Origin of the sequence: Legionella resiliens (assembly GCF_021344005.1) — a bacterium.
Taxonomy (GTDB): Bacteria; Pseudomonadota; Gammaproteobacteria; order Legionellales; family Legionellaceae; genus Legionella; species Legionella resiliens.
This window is the reverse complement of record NZ_JAJTND010000004.1, coordinates 1,396,955-1,414,658: the sequence shown is the minus strand read 5'-3', so window position 1 is coordinate 1,414,658 and position 17,704 is coordinate 1,396,955. Positions and strand designations below refer to the sequence as shown.

The following is a 17,704-nucleotide window of genomic DNA, read 5'->3' as shown; positions in this document are numbered from 1 at the left end:
CATGAATGTAACGTTTTAAGTTGGTTGTAGTCCAAGAGGTAAATCATGATAGAGCGTAGAGAAGGTTTATATAATCGAATTGCGGACGCATTTGACCCTAAAAGCCAAATGAATAGAGATAAACGCATGGATCTTTTACTGTCCGCACTCTATGAACTCAATGAAGCCACAAAAAAAGAATCGAACGAAACCTATCAAAAAGAGTTGAGCACAGCAATCCAATCAGAAGTAGATAAAGCAGTTACAACGGCTACAGCGGATGCAATTGCCAGGAAACAGGCATCGGGTGACACATCTGAATTAACAGAAGAAGAGAAGGCCTCAATTGAGTCCAAAGAAAGGACAAAAATAATACGTAATAAAGAGAAGCAAATAGCTGAAAACTTAATGTCTATGATAAAAAGCACCGCTAATTCAGAAAATGAAGATATTCAAGCAGCACGAGGTGTCTTGACGGAAGTTATGAGAGAACCAGAAGCCTATGGGCTCAGTTCCAAAATGAGACCTTTGCTCGCCAAATTATATGGAACGGATACCGTTTCTATTATCCCAAAGCACAATCCAACTGCAGTAGAAACAGAATCGGCACATTGGTATGCAGGAAAATATATAGAAAAAAAATTTGCTCAGACGCCCGAAAATTTACTCTCAGCAGAGTTTACGTATCTTGTTATGTCAAGGATTCGGAATATTTATAAGAAATTTGAAGAGAGAGTTGAACAAAGTGTGCTAACTAGATTATCAAAAGAGGCAGGGGTCACGCAAGATGATATTCCACCGGACATTATCGATAAGACTGTAAAAAAGGATTTAAATGAATATTTGAGATGTTCCAAAGCCTTATTGGAAAAAAATCCAGGAATTAGTGAAGAGTATAAAAAATGTAAACAGGAAGAGTCTCAAAATCACGCATCTATTGCATTAGGAGAAATCAAATCATTAATAGAAACTGTTCCATGGGAGCTGGGCATATGGGGAAGCAAAGCAAAGATTAAGGTTGATGGAGTGGACAAACAAATACCTAGTCATATGAAGCAAATATACGATAAAGTCGTGTATGCAGAAAATCATCCAGAAGCAGCCCTGAGGATGTTAGATGAAATACATACGATTTCCCAAGAAGCGCTTCAGGATAAACCTAAATTATTTAGTAGCTTTAGGGAGCGTTATCAGTCAACGACAAAAGCATATGAGGAAATTGAAAAGCAAAGTGATTTTAAATTGCATTAAAAATATCTGTAGATAATTGATTTAATATATACAGGCTCAATAAAAGGCGGGTTATTACTGGGTAAAAGTTGCAAGGGACGCTTATTTTTCTTTGATAAGGGTCAGGTAAGGCTGTGTTGGATATATTGTTGTCTTAATCATAGTGTCTGGAAGTTTGATCTGTTTGATTTCAAAAGGATGTATCCCTTTAAACATATAATCCAATGGATTAATTAAATTGGGAAAATAGCCCAAATTATTCTTTAGCTTGTTCGCGCGACTCGATGGATGAATGCTGCCTATCCATAATGGCTTGTTTACGTTTGACAAATTATAATTTGACTCCCAGACTCTTAATTCAAGTCCTAACTTAGTCTGTTGATCTTTATACGTCATAATCAGCATGGGCGCTTTATTTTCATATAATTGGGTAAATAATGGAAGCTTAACACTGTTTGGTTGTTGACTCATTCGCATAAGCAAGTTGGTAAAAAATGAATCTTCGTGGGAATGCCATCCACTTTCTTCCAGGATATTTTGTAATATATCCAAATCTCCTGCGAATTGAAGATTTAAAAAACTGATTCTTTTTCCTATTCTGCTAAATTGATAAATTGGAAGAATAGGTTTTTCCTGTTCCCACCATATTCTTTCGGTCAAAGTAAATTTTTTATAATAGGGGGTATGATTATAAGATAAAGTTTTAAAATTAATAAATGTGGCTATTAATGAAGATAAAAAGATACTGATAAAAAGTGGAAGAATCATTAATGATGAATGTGCCATTTTTTTCAAAGAAATATTTGATTTTCTATAACTTAAGCAATGAATTAAACAAATTGTTGTACCTAGAAGGTAGGATGCTAAAATATCTGTGAACCAATGATCCCCTAAATAAAGAGTTCCTAAACCACTAAAGCTAAGAATTGTAAATACAATGGACTTAAGCATACCCGTAAATAAGGTATAGGTTTTATTTATATAAAACAAAATAAATCCGTACAACGCAGTAGCAATCAGTAGGTTAATCGCAGGAAAAGAAGAGCCTGGCATAACAACTAACAGGCCCGGGGGCCTGGGACTATTAACAAGGTAAGTAAGTGCTAGAGCTATAAAGCTACTAAAAAAAATCAAACTGCATAAATGAATAACTGCCACTCTATTTTTATTATAAATAAACCAGCAACAACATATAATAAAAAGAGTGAGTAGCGTTAGTGTAGATGTTAATTGAGTGCAACAAATAAAAAATATTCTTAGTATTGGGGTATTAAAACTTTGTAAAAGCAAATGAGTCGGAAGATTAATAAAAGCAAGGAACTGTGTCGTAACGGTTAATCCTAAAAGAATAAGGAACAAAAGCAGGCACAACAGAGTTATTAGTACAATAGAAGCAGTATGATAATGATTCGCTTCATCTTGTGGCGTAAACGCATCATATACATAAACCAAAAGTGAATTATTTTTTAGTTTTAGCCAGAAATTATGTAAATAGACTTTTAAAAAAGAGCTTACTAACCTAATCAACCATTTTATAAATATGCTAAATAACCAAATTCCAGCGAGCAAAATAAGGATTAATAAAAATAAACGCGTCGCACTTTCTGTGGATAACTCGTGACTGGCTGCTCCTATTACAACCCCCGGCATTATATACAAAATAGACCAACCAATTGCAGATATAACATTTGCTACAAAAAAACGCCATTGCTTCATATGCATTATTCCAGCAATAACTGGAATAATTGAGCGTAAGGGGCCAACAAAACGACCAATTAATACGCTTTTTCCACCATGGGTTTCAAAAAAATCTTTGCCATATTGTATCCATTTGGGGTACTTACTAAACGGCCAAATTTCAAGCAATCGATCACTATAATAATAACCCAGTAGGTAACTTAGACTATCGCCGGCAACCGCACCTAAAATCGCTGCTAATAATGTAAGATCAATACGCATAATTCCTGAGCCAGCAAGTATTCCTATGGCAGTCATTGTGACACTACCAGGTACAATACTGCCCACAATTGCCAAAGACTCAGTTAAGGAAATAAGAAATGTGATGAATAAAGACCAGTGAGGGTTTTGTTGCAACCAGTTAGTCAGTGGCTGTACATAGTCTACGAACAAGTTCATATTTTTTCAGGGATAAAATTGTTGCAGAAAATATTGCACAAAATGCTGATTGACTGTATCCATTTGTACCGCAGGAACAAAATGGCTTATTTGAGTCATTTCCATTTTTTCAAATCCACAAGGATTTATTCCTGAGAAAGGTTTTAAGTCCATATCGACATTGAGAGCAATTCCATGATAAGTACAGCCGTTTTTTACTCTTAAGCCTATTGAAGCTATTTTTTGCTCATTTACGTAGACCCCAGGTGCGCCGCAACGAATAGAAGCTTCTATTTGATAAAGTGCAAGAACGGATAATAATACCTGTTCCAATTTACCAACCAAGGATCTTATTCCTAAATTTTTTCTTCTAATATCCATTAAAACATAGGCAACGAGCTGGCCTGGTCCATGATAGGTTACTTGCCCTCCGCGATCAGATTGTACCACAGGTATGGACGCAGGATTTAGTATATGTTCGGGCTTTCCCGCCTGTCCTTGAGTATAAACTGGAAAATGTTCTAAAAGCCAAAGCTCATCTTGAGTAGTTTCTTCGCGCTTTTGTGTAAATTCCTTCATTAGCAGCCAAACATCATTGTAGTTTTGAATACCTAGCTGTCGTATTTTCATTATAGAACCATTTTTACTTCTGGATGCTGAGTAATGGCTCTATAAAATACGTCAAGCATGTCTTGATTTTCAGCAAAAACGGTGACTGTGATTGCTAAATAATTAGAGTCTTTACTCATTTTATGAGTCAGTGCATCTTCCTTAATATGAGGAAAGTGAGTGACGGCAATTTGTCTGATTTCTTCAAGAAAAACGGGCGAATTATTCCCTATTATTTTTATAGGAAAGTAACAGGGAAATTCGATTAAAGTCGTTTTTGTCATCCTTAAATCCTATCAAGTCTTAGGAGCCAAACCAGCGCTTAAAGGCCAAACGTATAGAGTCTTTGCTTCGTGTATAAAAACCACCTGACTCGACACCTTGCAGGGCATATAATGGTCGAGTTGATACGATATTATTATCAAATTGAACCACTAAATCACCTATCTTATCACCTTTCTTAATGGGTGCTTCAAGGAAGGACGGAATTTTAGTGGAAATATTAAGGCGTTGATATTGACCAGTGGGAATAGTGATGTATTGGTCTTCATTTAAGCCCACACTTACTTTATCAACTTGTCCTTTATAAAGAGGAAGCTCTGAGATTGACTGGCCTGACTTGTAGAGTTGGTGCGTTTCAAAAAATCTGAAGCCATAATTTAGTAATTTTTCACTATCATCTGCACGGGAAGAATCACTTGGTTCGCCAAGGACTACCGCCAGTAAGCGCATATTGTCACGTTTTGCAGAAGATACCAGACAGAATCCTGCTTCGTTTGTATGACCAGTTTTTATGCCATCTACTTGATTATCACGCCACAACAAGCGATTTCTGTTAGGTTGACGGATACCATTGTAGGTAAACCATTTTTGTTTATACCACTCATAGTATTGTGGGAAGTCAATAATTAATGCTCTACCAAGAATCGCTAAGTCTTTCGCTGTAGTATATAAATTAGGGTCGGGTAAACCAGTGCTATCAGTAAAATGGCTGTTTTTCATTCCAAGGTTTTGAGCTTGTTGATTCATAAGATCAGTGAATGAGTTTTCAGTTCCCCCAACATGTTCTGCCATGGCAACACAGGCATCATTCCCTGAGTCAACAATGATCCCCTTAAGCAAGTCTTCTACAAGAACTTGTTGGCCTTCTTTGATGAACATGCGTGAACCACCTATTTTCCATGCATCACGGCTCACTCGTACATTATCGGTAAGATGGATTTGCTCATGATGAAGTGCATTCGATATAACATATAAAGTCATCATTTTAGTTAAACTGGCAGGAGGAAGACGCTCTTCACTGTTCTTTTCTGCAATGATTTTGCCGCTGTTCACATCAATCAATATGTACGCTTTTGCATTAAGAATTGGAGGTGAAGGAGTAACTAAAGGCTTATTTGTAACTGTTGGGGAAGGTCTTCCTAGGTCTGCAATAGGTTTATTAGGTAACGAACCTTCATCTGCCATAGAATTAGTTGACTGTACAAATAAAGTAATGAGAAACAGCGTAGTTAATAAAATAGACGTTATTCTTGTCATGTTGTTACCTAGTCCAATTGCAAAAAATGTGAATATAGTATCACAGCCTTTTGCCAGCAACAAAATAGCAGATGAAAAATAATGAAATTTTTTTCAAGTTAAAATAAATCTTCGAAATTATGTGATATTTCTGTATATTAGCCAGAAAACAATTATTCAAAATTGGAAAATATGCGAAAGATACTTATTGCTGTGACAATTTTATTGGCAGGATGCCAAACTACAAATCAACCCGTTGATTCTTCAACATCGGGAACAAAAAAGTCTACACGACAAGTAACTCAAAGTACGAATAATTCAATATATAATCGTTACAAAAATAAAACAAATAGATATACCCAACGTCAAGATGGGGCACCCGCTAAATTGAAAAACATTAGTTTTAAAGAGCCTGTTCCTTCCAAAGAACCTTTAAGTCGATATGGTAATATATCTGAATATTCTGTTGATGGACGCTCCTATCAAGTGATGAAAAGCTCAACAGGATATAAAGCAAGAGGTATTGCTTCCTGGTATGGAACAAAATTTCACAAACAAAGAACTTCCAGTGGCGAACCTTATAACATGTATGTAATGTCTGCCGCACATAAAACGTTACCTTTACCAACTTATGTAAAAGTTAAAAATTTGAATAATGGAAAGGTTGCAATCGTTAAAGTAAACGATCGTGGCCCATTTCATTCTAATAGGATTATCGATTTGTCCTATGCCGCAGCTTTAAAACTTGGAGTATTTCCCAAAGGAACAGCTCCTGTTGAAATTGAAACGTTAATGGGACCCGCTGGAAAAGCACATTATTATCTTCAGGCCGGTGCTTTTACAACGGAAGCCCTGGCAACACGTTTAAAAGAAAAATTAACTCATATTACTCCATCCCCGGTGTATATCGAGCACTATAAGCAACATTATATTGTGCGAGTAGGACCATTTGGTTCAAAAAATATGGCTGATAGTTTGAAACACAAATTAGCGCTTAATGGAGTGAGAGGCTCTTTTTCCGTTTTAATTTAGGTTGTTATGGAATTATTAATAGCTTATTCGTGGATTAATGGATAAAATTATCGAGGCAAATTTCCAAAACATTAGAATTATTAGGGCCTGTCTACAATTCGCTATTTTTGGCTAGGAAAATAGTTGTAACTGGATCCTATAAAAATATAGCTTTATGAAGCACAATATGCCTATTTTTTGAATTCAATTTTCTTATTTTATTGCGCTTTATCAGAGCTACAATTTTCAAAATAAGGTTGGTTATATTTAATTTTGAGGTACTTAATCAATGCATGAAAGCTCTGTATTTTATACAATATTCTTAATCTTCGCAGGCGCTGCATTTCTTTCAACCTTGGTTCTTTATACCAAACAATCATTGTTGGTTGCTTATATTCTTCTTGGAGCAGTTTTTGGACCATGGGGATTAAAGCTTGTATCTGATGTGACTATTGTCAAACAAATTGGTGATATTGGAATAGTCTTCTTATTATTTCTACTCGGACTGCACTTACAACCCCAAAATCTCGTCCACATGTTAAAGAAGGTTACATGGATTGCTTTGGTTAGTTCAGTTCTTTTTGCTGTAACTTCATATTGGATTAGCAGGCTTTTTGGTTTAAGTGTGACTGAATCATGGATTGTGGGTTGTGCAATGATGTTTTCAAGCACAATTATTGGCTTGAAATTATTACCCACGACTATCTTGCACCATCAGCATACTGGTGAAGTAATGATTAGCGTGTTATTAATGCAGGACGTTATTGCAATTATCGTGCTGATCTTAATTCATGGAGCGCAACAAACAGGTGGCTTCTCGATAGATGATATCATTTTAGTGGGTATAGATTTACCAGCATTAATTCTTTTTGCTTTTACCGTTGAAAAATATGTTTTGATCCGATTACTGGCACGTTTTGATAGAACTCAGGAATATGTATTTCTTTTATCAATTGGTTGGTGTTTGGGGATGTCTGTTCTTGCACAAAAAATAGGTCTTTCTGAAGATATTGGTGCTTTCCTAGCTGGGGTAGCTCTGGCAGCAAGTCCTATTTCTCTTTTTATTGCTGAGAGCCTAAAACCCCTAAGAGATTTTTTTCTGGTGATGTTTTTCTTTTCAATCGGAGCGACTTTTAATTTTGGTCTAGCGCAGCAAGTGATTATTCCTGCGCTTATTTTGTCTCTTTTAGTTTTACTATTTAAACCGGTTCTATTTTATTTGCTTCTTGGTAAATCCGGTGAAAAAAAACATGTGGCAAAAGAGGTGGGCATTCGTTTGGGACAAGCGAGTGAATTTTCCTTACTTGTTGCCAGCATTGCTTTGAGTACTGGGCTTATTTCGGATAAAGCGTCTAATTTAATTCAAGCAACTACCATTTTAACATTTATTGTTTCATCATATTTTGTTGTACTGAAATACCCAACCCCGATAGCACTCTCTGATAAAATGCGTAAGGATTAAATAATGAAATTATTAGTTATATTATTGTGTTTATTGAGTGAACGCTTTTTGATTCACTCTGTTTCGTACCAACGTTTTTATTGGTTTCCTGATTACTGCCAAAAAATAAAAATGATCACCAATAAACACGGTTCTAACCCCTGGGTCCTGTTGACTTTAATAATAGTTCCTATTGTATTGCTTGTATCGATAATTTACCTATTGTTGGATCACCTCGTATTTGGCTTGATAGGGTTTCTTCTAAGCCTCATAATTTTCTTTTATTGCCTAGGCCCTCAAAATGTCTTTTATCCTATCGTACAATCAGATATTAAGACGAATCAGGAACTTGTGGGAGACTATTTTATTTTAGTCAATAGACAATTATTTTCTCTTGTATTTTGGTATATCATTGCTGGCCCCATTGGAGCCTTAGCTTATCGTTTAATCACTTTATGCCGTGATTTTAATTACACTAGTGTTCAGGCAAATGAAATAGCCGATTTGCTTGAATGGATACCTGCTCGATTGACCGTGTTACTTTTTTTACTTGTAGGAAATTTTCAACGCGGTTTTTCCTCGTTTACCAGTTACTTTTTTGCAAAACCTGATATGAATAATGATATGTTACGCATAGGTGGCTTGTTAGCAGTTAGAACAAATGAAACGGAAGAAATTCCTATGCCTGAAGCAGAAAGTTTGGTTGAACATGCAATTGTTGTTATGCTGGTTTTTATTGCTTTATTTACATTAATTACTTGGCTGTAGTTTTGATTTATGAGTTAGGGCCTTTTTGTCAATTCGCTAGATTATCCAAAATGGTGTGATTTTAGAGCGCCGAAACGCATCTAACATTAAGTATGTGTGTATCGGAGCACATAAAATCGTACCATTCCAAGATACTGGAATTGTCTCTAGACCTTGGTGTTTGAACTGAAGCACTTAATCTACACAATCATTTATTGCGGATACGACCTATATGAATTCTTTTTTGCGGCTGATTTGTTGCACTATAATACTAGGACTTTGTGGTTGTCAGGGATTACAACAAAATGCGTTTAGAGAGCATTCATTGGCGCAATGCAATATGACGTGTGTGCAGCATTTTGATTTTTGTAGACAAAATTGCGTTAATAATTGCCCCAATTGTTCTTATATATCACAAAGGGTTGCAGAAAAAAACTTTGCAAAATATGTGCATGGAAAAAGAGTTGAGGGTAAAAAGGTGATGCGTGAGTTGAATTCTTACCGCGATCCACTACAATGCCGCAAAGTAACATGCGATTGCTTATCAGATTTCGCAATTTGTAAGAAAGGTTGCACGGGTGTAATTCCAAAAAAATTACAGGCTGTACCTTACTGTGTTTAATAGATTTCGGGGAACACTTTCATGGCAAATGAAACTAATTTAGATTTGGATCCTATAGAAACGCGTGAATGGCTGGATGCCCTGCAAGCTGTATTAATCAATGATGGTCCGAACCGAGGCGCTTTTCTTTTAAAGCAGCTTCTTAATAAAGCAAATGCAGAGGGAGTTAATTTAACCAGTTCAATTAATACGCCATATAGAAATACAATTAAGCTTCACGAAGAAAAGCAAATGCCACCTGATGAAGGCATTGGTAAGCGTATTAGTGCCTTGATTCGCTGGAATGCGGTGGCAATGGTGTTGCGGGCAGGTAAATATGCTCCTGAACTTGGTGGTCATATCGCATCTTATGCCTCTTCATCTACTTTATACGAAACAGGATTTAATTACTTTTTTAAAGGGCCCAATGGTGAACATGGTGGGGATTTAATCTACATTCAAGGCCATTCTTCTCCAGGTATTTATGCACGAGCTTTTCTTGAGGGACGACTTACTGAAGAGCAATTAAATAAATTTCGGCAAGAAGTAGAGGTGGATGGTCTATCTTCATACCCCCATCCTTGGTTAATGAGTGAGTTTTGGCAATTTCCTACAGTATCTATGGGATTGGGACCCTTACAAGCTATTTATCAAGCACGGTTTTTAAAATATTTGGAAAACAGGGAACTCATCAAAGTAGATGATAGAAAAGTATGGGCTTTTCTTGGCGATGGTGAGATGGATGAGGTTGAGTCAGTCGGTGCTTTAAGCATTGCTGCGCGAGAGAAGCTTGATAATCTTATTTTTGTTGTGAATTGTAATTTACAGAGACTCGATGGTCCTGTTCGTGGTAATGGTAAAATTATTCAAGAACTCGAAGGCTTATTCCGTGGTGCCGGTTGGAATGTCATAAAAGTTATTTGGGGTGGTCGTTGGGATCCATTGCTTGCGCGTGATAAGGATGGTTGGTTACAAAAGCGGATGGAAGAGTGTGTTGACGGCGACTATCAAGCTTATAAAGCAAACGATGGCGCCTATGTGAGACAACATTTCTTTAACCAATATCCAGAGTTAAAGAAAATGGTTGAAAACTATACAGACGAAGAAATCTGGAGATTGAATAGAGGCGGTCATGACCCTCAAAAAGTGTATGCAGCTTATGCTAAGGCCGTAGAGCATAAGGGTTCTCCAACTGTTATTTTGGCAAAAACAATTAAAGGCTATGGAATGGGGGCTGCGGGTGAGGGGCAAAATATTACACACCAGCAAAAGAAAATGACTGTGGAGCAATTAAAGGCATTCAGAGACCGGTTCAGTATCCCTATCAGTGACGAGCAAATTGCAGAGGTCCCGTTTTATAAACCTGCAGATGATAGTCCTGAGATAAACTACATTAAAAAGCAAAGGGAAATGTTGGGTGGCTATTTACCTGCGCGTTCAACTGAAACAGAACCTCTTAATGTTCCTGCCTTGGCCGATTTCTCATCTGTCACTAAAGGACTAGGCGATCGCGAAATTTCAACTACAATGGCTTTCGTCCGTATCCTTTCAGTGTTACTGAAAAATAAGGAGATCAGTTCACGTATCGTTCCAATTGTTCCTGATGAGTGCAGGACGTTTGGAATGGAAGGCTTATTTAGACAAATCGGTATATATTCTCCAGTAGGACAGCTTTATACACCTGTAGATCACGAGCAAATTATGTTTTATCGCGAAGCTAAAGATGGGCAAATCCTTGAGGAAGGAATTAATGAAGCAGGGGCTTTTTGTTCGTGGATTGCAGCAGCGACCTCATACAGTTCAAATAAATTGGCCATGATCCCATTTTACATTTACTATTCGATGTTTGGATTTCAGCGTATTGGTGATTTGGCATGGGCTGCAGGGGATATGCAGGCCAGAGGTTTTCTGTTAGGCGGAACTGCTGGGCGCACAACCCTTGCTGGAGAAGGATTACAACATCAAGATGGACATAGCCATTTATATGCTTCAACAATTCCAAATTGCATCTCTTATGATCCTACCTATGCTTATGAGCTTGCTGTGATCATTCAAAATGGTTTGTACCGTATGTATGAGAAACAGGAAAATGTTTTTTATTACATTACCGTAATGAATGAAAACTACATGCATCCGGATATGCCAAAAGGAGTTGAAGAAGGCATCATAAAAGGAATGTATTTATTGCAAGAAAGTAAGAAAAAATCCAAGCAGCATATCCAGTTAATGGGAAGTGGAACCATACTGCGTGAAGTAATCAAAGCAGCTCAAATGCTAAAAGATGATTATTCTGTGACCTCAGATATTTGGAGTGTAACAAGCTTTAATGAATTAAGAAGGGATGGATTGGCTGTAGAACGTTATAATGCAATGCATCCTCAAGAAAAAGAACAAAAAAGCTATGTCGCTACCCAACTAGAAGGCAGACCTGGTCCTGTAGTTGCTGCAACAGATTATTTACGAATATACGCAGATCAAATTAGACCTTTCGTGCCTAATCATTTTGTAACTTTGGGTACTGATGGTTATGGACGAAGTGACACCCGTGAACGGTTACGCCATTTCTTTGAAGTAGATGCTAAATTTATAGTTTTGGCGGCATTAAATGCTTTAGTTGCAGAAGGCAGTATTGATAAGTCCAAAGTCGTGGATGCAATAAAGCGATATAACATTGATCCCGATAAACTGAATCCAGTTAATCATTAGAAAGTATATAGTAGGCTGAGTAATTCCTGCTGTGATTGTAGTGGAGCAAGCAACACGGATTTAAATGTGTTTCCATTACAGTCATAACTTGAATATACTGAGTAATCTTTTGAGGAAAGACATGTCAAACGAAATAGAAGTTAAGATTCCTGATATTGGTGGAGCGACTCAGGTTGATGTGATTGAAATAATGGTCAAGGTAGGAGACCAGATCGAAATCGATACACCACTTATTACTTTGGAGTCAGATAAAGCCAGTATGGAGATTCCCTCGCCAGTTGCAGGGAAGGTCACAAAACTGAATATTAAAGTAGGGGATAAAGTATCCGAAGGCGATGTGATTCTTTTTGCCACGGTTGAAAAAAAGTCAGACACCGAAAAAGAAAATAAATCTCAAGCAGCTAAAAAAGAATCTGAAAATAAACAGGAAAATAAGACTAAAGTTGCGCAAGAAAATAAATCAGAAAGTATCAAAGAGGTTAAGATTCCTGATATTGGCGGTGCAGCGCAAGTTGACGTGATTGAAGTTATGGTTCAGGTAGGCGACCAAATCGAAATTGATACACCGCTTATTACTTTGGAATCAGACAAGGCCAGCATGGAGATTCCTTCTCCCATTGCAGGTAAAATCACTCAGTTGAGTCTTAAAGTAGGTGATAAGGTATCTGAAGGAGATTTGATCCTTCTCGCAGCTGCAGAAAGTGGGGCAAAAGCTGAAAAAAGCGCAACAACTCCTGCAGAGCAAGAGCCTGTAAGCGCTCCTGAAATATCAAGTTCAGAAGCACCAACAAAAAAAGACGAAGAGATTTCACCGAAACCTGATTTTGCTGAGTCCTCAACGGTTATTGCTGCAGGTCCTGCTGTAAGACGCATGGCTCGAGAGTTTGGTGTAAATTTGACAGAAGTGAAAGGTACAGGTCGCAAAGATCGTATTACTAAAGAAGACGTACAAGCTTATGTGAAAGCTCGTTTAAGTGAGCAACCTCGTCAAGGATCTTTCGGTATTCCACCTAATCCAACAATTGATTTTACTCAGTTTGGTGAGATTGAAACCAAGCCTCTTAATAAAATTAAAAAGCTTACTGGTGTTAATGTCCATCGTTCATGGATAACAATCCCCCATGTAACGCAATTTGATGCAGCAGATATTACTGATGTCGAAGAATTTAGAAAGTCTGAAGCAGAGCATGCTAAAGAAAAAGGATATAAGCTCACATTGCTTGCATTTGTTTGTGCCGTAGTGAGTAAAGCGTTAAAAGTGTTTCCTCAATTTAATGCGTCTTTAGATGCTACGAGTACCAATCTTATTTATAAAAAATATTGCAATATAGGTATTGCAGTAGAAACACCTAACGGTTTGGTAGTTCCAGTAATTAGAAATGTTGACACGTTAAGTGTTGCTGAAATTGCAACTGAAATGACACGATTAAGTACTAAGGCTCGAGACAAAGGTCTAATGCCCGGAGATATGGCAGGAGGATGTTTTACAATTTCCAGCTTAGGCGGAATTGGTGGGACTGCATTTACGCCCATAGTGAATAGTCCTGAAGTGGCCATCCTTGGGTTATCTCGTTCGGAAATAAAACCTGTTTATGAAAATGGTACATTTCAACCAAGACTTATGTTGCCTTTGTCTTTATCCTATGATCACCGAGTTATAGATGGTGCAGAGGCGGCACGTTTTACTCGTTTTATTTGCGAGTGTTTAAGTGATATAAGACGAATTTTACTATAATATCTAAAATGAAAGAGGCTTGTAATGGCTAATAAAATAAAGACAGATGTCGTTGTATTGGGAAGTGGCCCTGGTGGATATACAGCGGCATTTAGAGCGGCGGATTTGGGAAAAAAGGTTGTATTGGTAGAGCGTTTTGATTCACTGGGAGGTGTTTGCTTAAATGTAGGCTGCATTCCTTCTAAAGCATTATTGCACATTGCTAAAGTGGTTGAGGAAGCTCATGAAATGTCTGAGCAGGGTGTTAGTTTTGGTAAACCTAAGCTGGATAATAAAAAAATCGTTGCATGGAAAAACTCTGTGGTTTCCAAACTAACAGGCGGTTTGAAAGCTTTATCAAAACAACGCAAAGTTGAAGTACTTACAGGAAATGGGAAGTTTTCAGGAACGCATCAAGTGACTGTGACTACGAAAGATGGTTCTATGGAAGTGGAATTTGAAAATGCAATTATTGCCGTAGGCTCTGAATCGATTAATTTACCTTTTATTCCTGAAGATAAACGTATTTTTAGCTCAACAGGTGCTTTAGAGCTTGCTGACATCAAAGGCAGTTTATTGGTTCTAGGTGGTGGAATTATTGGTTTAGAAATGGCTACTGTCTATTCATCTTTAGGCGTTGATGTAACTGTTGTTGAATTTATGGATCAGCTGATTCCTGGTGCCGATTTTGATTTGGTAAATGTTTTGCAAAAACGCATGCAGAAAAAGGGCGTCAAATTCCTGTTAAAAACTAAAGTTACTGCCGTGGAAGCAAAAAAAGAGGGTATCTATGTTTCCATGGAAGGTGAGCATGCAACAGACAAGCCTCTTTGTTTTCAACAAGTTCTTGTTTCAGTTGGAAGAAAGCCTAATGGTGGTGAAATTGATGCAGAAAAAGCTGGGATAAAAGTTGATGATCGTGGCTTCATTAAAGTAGATAATCAACAAAGAACAAATGTATCACATATTTTTGCCATTGGTGACGTAGTTGGACAGCCAATGCTTGCACACAAAGCAATTCCAGAGGGAAAAGTTGCTGCAGAAGTTATTGCGGGCAAAAAGCATTACTTTGATCCTAAATGTATTGCCAGTGTTGCCTATACTGATCCAGAAATCGCATGGACAGGTTTAACTGAAAAAGAAGCTAAAGAAAAAAGTATTCGCTATGAAAAAGCTACTTTCCCTTGGGCAGCTAGTGGTCGCGCGCTCAGCATGGGAAGAGAAGAGGGAATGACTAAATTATTGTTCTGCCCAGATACTAATCGGATATTGGGTGCAGGCATTGTAGGAATTAATGCAGGTGATTTAATTGCTGAAACATCATTAGCTATTGAAATGTGTTGTGATGTTGAAGATATTGCCTTGACAATACATCCTCATCCAACACTTTCTGAAACTATTGCTCAAGCAGCAGAGGCATTTGAAGGAACAATTACTGATCTTTATTTACCAAAAAAGAAAAAAAATACTGAATGATATGTAATATATAGCCTGGGTACGACGAAGCCAACTTTGGAATTTGAATCTCGACCCAGGATTTGCTTCGTTGCCAGGTTAAACTTATTTATTTGGGAGCAGCAAGGATGACTTTTAATATTCGACGCATGGCTGAATCAGATATTGATGCCGTTTATGCAATTGAGAAAGAAGTACATATTGCCCCCTGGGATAGAGACATCTTAAGGGATTGTGTGCGGGTAGGATATGATTGTCGAGTATTTGAAGTAATTTTAGAAAGTAGTCTAATGATTTGTGGTTATATTATTTCTAGACACAGTAATAATTGCTGTCATATTCTAAATTTCTGTATTGCTAAACCGTACCAATCACAAGGGTACGGACGGCAATTTTTGCACCAAGTACTTTCCTCATTAACCGAGTCTCAGTATATTGATCATGTGATTCTTGAAGTAAGACCCAGTAATAAAGCCGCCTTACATCTGTATCAGAGTATGGGCTTTGAACAAATTGAAATTAAGCCAGCGTACTACATAGAAGAAAACAATATTGAAGATGCGATTGTGTTGAAAAAAAAATTGTCTATCTAAAATAAAAATCAATTAAAAATTTTTATAAAAAAATGCTGTCAAGACTGTTTTTTTAATTTTTCTTTGTTATTATATACGACCAATTCTGTAATATCCCCTAATTCTAATTCCTGTGGATAACTTTTTCCTATAAATCCTATCATTACTTTTATTTTTACATCAAAAATTAATATAGCCCTTATATAGAGTGAAATTATTATTTTCACCTTAATGATGTAATGATAGTCTTTATCCACAAAATCTGTGGATAACATTGTGAATAGGACTATGAATTACTTGATAAATAAGCTCATTTTATAGATGCCACAAAATTAACCAAAATAACGATTGTTATTTTTTTGAGCTGGGCTTGCAAAGCCATCAGCTTTTGATTAGCAACTTTGTTGCATTGAGCCATTACTCCATAAGCAGTACCCTGACTTTCTACCTACTGAGTACAAGCCGCAGGAGGTAGGAATATCAAGATAGTAAAAATACATGGGATTTTGTACTTACTTTGCTCAGCATGGATATTGTCACGACAAATTACCATGACAAATATAAATCGCCTGTGGTACTCTCTAACATCTTGAAAAATGCAATCTTTCTCACAACGATTGCTACACTAATTTAAGTTAATTAATGATTTATTTGTTGAGAACATTTCATGAGAAGAGCAAAATCAAAACCAAATCCTACGACCCAAACTGCTCAAATTGATAATTTAAGCCATGATGGAAAGGGTATTGCACGGATTCAGGGTAAAGCAACGTTTATTCAGGGTGCTTTACCTGGGGAAATAGTGGAATTTCAATATACCAGAATAAAAAAAGATTTTGATGAAGGTCTTTTGCTTAATGTTCTTGAACCATCTTCGTTACGGGTTGAGCCTAAATGCCCTCATTATTCAATGTGTGGTGGTTGCTCATTACAACATATAAGCGAAGAAGAGCAAATTCATTTTAAACAAGATCAATTATTGGATTTATTATCACGATATGGCCATACTAAACCGCAATTCGTGTTGTCACCTTTAATTGCAGGGCACTGGAATTACAGGAATAAAGCTCGATTAAGCGTACGCTATGTGGAAAAAAAACAAAGTGCTATGGTTGGGTTTAGAGAACGCAGTAATCCCCGCTTCATTACTGAGATTACCCAATGTCCGGTTTTAAATGCAAAACTTGATAAGGATATTATTCCGTTAAGGCAACTAATTGATTCAATGGAAGACAAACAGTGTATTGCGCAAATTGAAGTTGCCGCGGGAGATGATGAGATTGCTCTTATTTTCAGAAACTTAACCCCCTTGAATCGTGACGATGAATTAAAAATCAAAGAATTTGCTGAAAAATATCAATATAAAATTTTTCTACAGCCAGGTTCTCCTGAAACGGTATTTTGTTTTTATCCACCCAAATCAAGTGAATATCTCACTTATAAATTGCCAGATTATCAAATTTCTTTTTTGTTTCATCCAACAGATTTTACCCAGGTCAATTCTGCGTTGAATCGTTCTATGGTATCGCAAGCTATGCAGCTAATGGACTTAAAAAGTACGGATATAGTGCTAGACTTATTTTGTGGACTTGGTAATTTTTCACTTCCAATGGCAAGTTTTTGCGCAAAAGTACTTGGAGTGGAAGGTAGTAAAACTATGGTTGAAAGAGCATATATGAATGCAAAACTGAATCATATTCATAATGTAGATTTTTATGCTGCAAACTTGGATGATGTGAATGAAGTAAAGAAGTTGGTTCAGCAATCTTGCAACAAAATATTAATTGACCCTCCTCGATCTGGTGCACTGGAAATTGTGAAACAGATTGATGCACTAAACCCAGAACGTATTGTTTATGTATCATGTAATCCCATAACATTAGCTCGTGATACAGATATTTTGGTCAATCAAAAAGGCTATACATTAATAAAGGCGGGAGTAATGGATATGTTTCCCCACACTGCCCATGTTGAGTCGATTGCGTTGTTTGAAAAAGGATAATACT

General features: G+C 36.9%; 13 protein-coding genes. 9 read left to right on the top strand and 4 right to left on the bottom strand.

From position 1 onward, the window contains the following. Positions 1–45 precede the first annotated feature (45 nt). On the top strand, positions 46–1,230 hold the full coding sequence (locus LXO92_RS11650) for a hypothetical protein (RefSeq protein WP_182349757.1): 1,185 nt from the start codon (positions 46–48) through the stop codon (positions 1,228–1,230). A gap of 81 nt (positions 1,231–1,311) precedes the next feature. Here the strand turns inward: LXO92_RS11650 and LXO92_RS11645 are convergent, their stop codons facing one another. From LXO92_RS11645 to LXO92_RS11630, 4 genes are read right to left on the bottom strand one after another with little or no spacing between them, the layout of a single operon-like run. Then, positions 1,312–3,345 carry a VTT domain-containing protein gene (locus LXO92_RS11645; protein ID WP_182349756.1) on the bottom strand — a complete coding sequence of 678 codons (2,034 nt, stop codon included), beginning with the start codon at positions 3,343–3,345 and terminating at the stop codon, positions 1,312–1,314. A 6-nt stretch (positions 3,346–3,351) separates the two neighbouring features. Next, complete coding sequence (lipB, locus tag LXO92_RS11640; protein WP_232891022.1) at positions 3,352–3,954, bottom strand: lipoyl(octanoyl) transferase LipB; 603 nt, start codon at positions 3,952–3,954, stop codon at positions 3,352–3,354. Next, complete coding sequence (locus LXO92_RS11635) at positions 3,954–4,217, bottom strand: YbeD family protein (protein ID WP_182349754.1); 264 nt, start codon at positions 4,215–4,217, stop codon at positions 3,954–3,956. The genes lipB and LXO92_RS11635 overlap by 1 nt, the downstream gene beginning before the upstream one ends. A 19-nt stretch (positions 4,218–4,236) precedes the next feature. After that, positions 4,237–5,472 (bottom strand): D-alanyl-D-alanine carboxypeptidase family protein, encoded by a 1,236-nt coding sequence (locus tag LXO92_RS11630; RefSeq protein WP_182349753.1) that lies wholly within the window; start codon positions 5,470–5,472, stop codon positions 4,237–4,239. Between the two features lie 171 nt (positions 5,473–5,643). On the opposite strand from LXO92_RS11630, the gene LXO92_RS11625 reads away from it, so the two are divergent. From LXO92_RS11625 to rlmD, 8 genes are all read left to right on the top strand, one after another. Beyond that, entirely contained in the window at positions 5,644–6,483 is an 840-nt protein-coding gene (locus LXO92_RS11625; RefSeq protein WP_182349752.1) for a septal ring lytic transglycosylase RlpA family protein, read from the top strand. Between the two features lie 268 nt (positions 6,484–6,751). Continuing rightward, positions 6,752–7,924 (top strand): cation:proton antiporter, encoded by a 1,173-nt coding sequence (locus LXO92_RS11620; protein ID WP_182349751.1) that lies wholly within the window; start codon positions 6,752–6,754, stop codon positions 7,922–7,924. Between the two features lie 3 nt (positions 7,925–7,927). Next, complete coding sequence (gene ampE / locus LXO92_RS11615) at positions 7,928–8,671, top strand: regulatory signaling modulator protein AmpE (protein ID WP_182349750.1); 744 nt, start codon at positions 7,928–7,930, stop codon at positions 8,669–8,671. A 622-nt stretch (positions 8,672–9,293) separates the two neighbouring features. Next, positions 9,294–11,957 (top strand): pyruvate dehydrogenase (acetyl-transferring), homodimeric type, encoded by a 2,664-nt coding sequence (aceE, locus tag LXO92_RS11610; protein ID WP_182349749.1) that lies wholly within the window; start codon positions 9,294–9,296, stop codon positions 11,955–11,957. Between the two features lie 121 nt (positions 11,958–12,078). Further along, on the top strand, positions 12,079–13,692 hold the full coding sequence (gene aceF, locus LXO92_RS11605) for a dihydrolipoyllysine-residue acetyltransferase (RefSeq protein ID WP_182349748.1): 1,614 nt from the start codon (positions 12,079–12,081) through the stop codon (positions 13,690–13,692). A 24-nt stretch (positions 13,693–13,716) separates the two neighbouring features. Further along, positions 13,717–15,147, top strand: coding sequence for a dihydrolipoyl dehydrogenase (lpdA, locus tag LXO92_RS11600; protein ID WP_182349747.1), 1,431 nt, complete (start codon positions 13,717–13,719; stop codon positions 15,145–15,147). Between the two features lie 107 nt (positions 15,148–15,254). Then, on the top strand, positions 15,255–15,719 hold the full coding sequence (gene rimI / locus LXO92_RS11595; protein WP_182349746.1) for a ribosomal protein S18-alanine N-acetyltransferase: 465 nt from the start codon (positions 15,255–15,257) through the stop codon (positions 15,717–15,719). Between the two features lie 646 nt (positions 15,720–16,365). Further along, complete coding sequence (rlmD, locus tag LXO92_RS11590) at positions 16,366–17,700, top strand: 23S rRNA (uracil(1939)-C(5))-methyltransferase RlmD (protein WP_182349745.1); 1,335 nt, start codon at positions 16,366–16,368, stop codon at positions 17,698–17,700. Positions 17,701–17,704 lie beyond the last annotated feature (4 nt).